This window comes from Comamonas sp., from assembly GCF_036666375.1.
In the GTDB taxonomy this organism is placed as follows: domain Bacteria; phylum Pseudomonadota; class Gammaproteobacteria; order Burkholderiales; family Burkholderiaceae_C; genus Comamonas.
On sequence record NZ_JAVWWA010000093.1, the window covers coordinates 1 to 3,547 of the forward strand.

General features: G+C 65.4%; 3 protein-coding genes and 1 pseudogene. 3 read left to right on the top strand and 1 reads right to left on the bottom strand.

Translation table 11 applies throughout. The annotated features are described in order from the left end of the window. Positions 1-288, top strand: a pseudogene (locus tag RR928_RS19045) (oxidoreductase); the annotation flags it as partial. A gap of 89 nt (positions 289-377) precedes the next feature. Further along, positions 378-1,391: an aldo/keto reductase gene (locus RR928_RS19050; protein ID WP_332683768.1), complete on the top strand. Its 1,014-nt coding sequence runs from the start codon at positions 378-380 to the stop codon at positions 1,389-1,391. A gap of 88 nt (positions 1,392-1,479) precedes the next feature. Here the strand turns inward: RR928_RS19050 and RR928_RS19055 are convergent, their stop codons facing one another. Further along, positions 1,480-2,481, bottom strand: coding sequence for a Bug family tripartite tricarboxylate transporter substrate binding protein (locus tag RR928_RS19055; RefSeq protein WP_087743219.1), 1,002 nt, complete (start codon positions 2,479-2,481; stop codon positions 1,480-1,482). 165 nt (positions 2,482-2,646) lie between these two features. Here RR928_RS19055 and RR928_RS19060 point away from each other — a divergent pair. Beyond that, positions 2,647-3,547 (top strand): LysR family transcriptional regulator (locus tag RR928_RS19060; protein ID WP_332683771.1); only part of this gene is annotated, 901 nt, incomplete at its 3' end.

A 3,547-nucleotide genomic window follows, 5' to 3' on the forward strand; every position in this document is an offset into this window, starting at 1 on the left:
GGCGCGATCTGCACGCTGAGCCTGTCGTTCAACAACGACGGCCCGCTGGGCACCTACTTCCGCTACATCGGCGACACCGGCACCTATCTGGCGCGCTACGATGACCTGTTCAACGGCAAGGATGAAAAGATCGACGTGTCCCAGGTCGATGTGTCGATGAACGGCATCGAGCTGCAGGACCGCGAGTTCTTTGCCGCGATCCGCGAAGGCCGCGAACCCAATGCCAGCGTGGCCCAGGTGCTGCCTTGCTACCAGGTGCTGCATAAGCTTGAGCAGCAATTGAACTAAAGCTTCGGGCAAGCTTGCCTGACTTCGCAACCCCACGGCCAGCGCCTGCAGACAGCAGGCGCTGGCTTTGCCTTTTCAAGGATTGACCCATGCAGACACGCAAAATCGGCCCCTTCGACGTCACTTCCGTCGGTCTGGGCTGCATGAATCTGAGCCATGCCTACGGCACGCCGCCCAGCGCCGAGCAGGGCCGCGAGCTGCTCGCCCATGCGCTCGACCAGGGCGTGACGCTGTTCGACACCGCCGCCCTCTACGGTTTTGGCGCGAATGAAACCCTGGTCGGCCCGGTGCTGGCGCCGCACCGCGACCGCATCACGCTGTGCAGCAAGGGCGGCATGGCCGGGGTGGTGGGCGAGGACGGCGTGACGCGCCGCGTGATCGACGGCCGGCCGGCCACGCTGCGGCGCAATTGCGAGGACAGCCTGCGCCGCCTGGGCACCGATGTGATCGACCTCTATTACCTGCACCGCTGGGACAAGTCGGTGCCTATCGAGGAATCGGTGGGCGAGATGGGCCGGCTGCTGCAGGAGGGCAAGGTGCGCGCGCTGGGCCTGTCCGAAGTCTCGGCCGAGACGCTTGCGCGCGCCCACCGCGAGCACCCGATCACCGCGCTGCAAAGCGAGTACTCGCTGTGGTCGCGCAACGCCGAACTCGGCACGCTGCAGCGCTGCGCCGAGCTGGGCATTGCCTATGTGGCTTTCAGTCCGCTGGGCCGGGGCTTTCTGGGCGGCGATCTGCTCGATGCGGCGACGCTGGGCGAAAAGGACGTGCGCACGGCCATGCCGCGTTTCTCGGCGGAAAACTACCCGCGCAACCTGCGTCTGCTCGCGCCCATGCGCGAGATTGCCGAGCAGGCCGACTGCAGCCTGGCCGCGCTGGCGATTGCCTGGGTGCTGCACCAGGGCGAGCATGTGATCGCGCTGCCCGGCACCACGCAGCGCAAGCACCTCGATGAAGATCTGCATGGCGGCACGGTCAAGCTGTCTAGCGCCCAGCTCGAGCAGCTCGACGCGCTGTTCCAGCCATCGGCGATTGCCGGCAGCCGCTACGCGCCGCAGGGGCACCGCGAAGTCGATACCGAGGAATTCGTGCGCGCCGACTGAGCGCCTGGCGTGCAAGCCATGTAAAAAGCCGCTGCAGTTGCCTGCAGCGGCTTTCTTTTCCAGCACCCGGCAACACCGGGCGCCCGGATCACAGCTCCAGGTTCGCGCGCCGGATCACGTCCCCAAAGCGCTTGTTCTCTTCGACCATGAAGGTCTTGAATTCCTGCGGTGTCGGGAAGTAGTTCTCGTAGCCGAAGGTCTGGAACTTGGGCTGCACATCGGGCTCGGCCAGCGCCTTCATGGTGTCGCGGCGGATCTTGTCGACCACGGCCGCGGGCGTGCTCTTGGACACTGCAAACGCGTTCCAGCCGGTGACGATGGCATTGGCCGGGCCGCCCGATTCGGCGACCGTGGGAACGTCTTCGTAGCCCTTGAGGCGGTGGGGTGCGAGCACGGCCAGGAAGCGCAGCTTGCCCGAACGCGCGAGCGGACCCGCGGTGCCGGAAGATCCCAGCGCGAACGCGAGTTCGCCCGTGGCGACGCTGGTGTAGAGCTGGCTGGTTTCCTTGTAGATCACATGCTCCATCTTGGTGCCGGTCAGCGATTCGAGCAGCGCCGAGCCCAGGTGCACGGGATTGCCCACCGACCACGAGCCGTAGTTGAGCTTGCCGGGACGCGCCTTGGCATCGGCAATCAGGTCGGCGACGGTCTTGTAGGGGCTGTCGGTCGCGACGCAGACGAAGAAGAAGGTGCGAAACAGCGGCAGCACGACTTCGAAGTCCTTGTCGATGTTGTAGGGCAGCTTCTTGAACAGGTGGGGGTAGGCCGCGAGGTGGACGTTGTCCAGCTGGATGATGTCCGTGCCGTCGGTCGCGCCGCGCTTGAACGCATCGATGGCGATGAAACCGTTGCCGCCGGGGCGGTTCTCGACGATCACCGGCTGGTTCCAAAGTCGCGACAGCTTGTCTGCGACCAGGCGCGAGGTGCCGTCGGGGCCGCCGCCCACGGGAAACGGATTGATGATGCGCACCTGCTTGGTGGGCCAGTTGGTCGCGGTCTGGGCGCGTGCCGGGGCCATGGCGCCGAGCGCGAGCGCGCCCAACGCAAGGCCGGCGCTGCGGCGGTTCATTTGACGTGTGTCTATGGTCATTTTGTCTCCGTTATCGGCTGATCGCGTTTTTTAGCGCGTTCGCTCTTGTGCAGGCTAGGGGCGAACGCAGCTTATTCTGCATTGTGGCAGGCCGGCCGGTATCACCTAGACGCCCGCCTCTCTACCAGCTATAGCAAAATGGCATGGTTACAGTTTGAGTGCGCCATGAATCTTCAGCAGATAGAAACTTTTGTCCAGGTGGCCGAGACCGGCAGCTTCAGCAAGGCCGCGCTCTTGCTCGATATTGCGCAGCCGGCGCTCAGCCGCCAGGTGCGCACCCTGGAAATCGAGCTGCGCGAGACCTTGCTGATACGCACCGGCCGCGGCGTGACGCTTACCGACGCGGGCCGGCGCCTGCTCGAGCATGGCCATGCCATCATGCAGCGCGTGGCCCTGGCCAAGGAAGACCTGGGCAGCCAGCGCGACGAACCCGTGGGGCGCATCGTGGTCGGTCTTCCGCCCAGCCTCGCGCGCCGGCTCACGCTGCCGCTGATCGACATCTTCAGCCGGGAAATGCCCAAGGCGGGTCTGGCCGTGGTCGAGGGTTTCTCGGTCAACATGGCCGAATGGCTCACATCGGGGCGCATGGACCTGGCCCTGGTCTACACGCCCGAGCCCCAGCCCCAGGTCGAGGTCACGCCCGTGCTCGAGGAGCGGCTATGCCTTATAGGACCGGCGAGCATGGGCCATCGCACTGCAGTGCGCTTCGAGGAGCTCTCGGGCTATCCGCTGGTCATGCCGCAGCGCGGCCAGATCTTCCGCAAGCTGATGGAAGCCCAGGCGACGCTGTCGCAGGTCAAGCTCAACGTGGTCTGGGAAGTTTCCAGCGTCCCCGCCATCCTGGACCTGGTGCGTGGCGGCTACGGCTATGCGGCGCTCACGGCGAGTGCGCTCAGCAGCCATGACCATCAGGACGAGCTCGCCTGCATTCCCATCGAGTCACCGGGCATAGTGAGCACGCTGTGCATGGCGCAGTCGGCAAAGAAGAAAAGCACGCCGCTGATACGCCGCACTTCGGAGTTGCTGCGCGGCCTGTGCCTGGAGGCGGCTGTGAGGCCTTTGAAGG

What these genes read in the sequence shown, in the direction of transcription:
- RR928_RS19050 (WP_332683768.1), top strand. Translation starts at nt 378, where the DNA reads ATGCAGACACGCAAAATCGGCCCCTTCGACGTCACTTCCGTCGGTCTG.
- RR928_RS19055 (WP_087743219.1), bottom strand. Translation starts at nt 2,481, where the DNA reads ATGACCATAGACACACGTCAAATGAACCGCCGCAGCGCCGGCCTTGCG.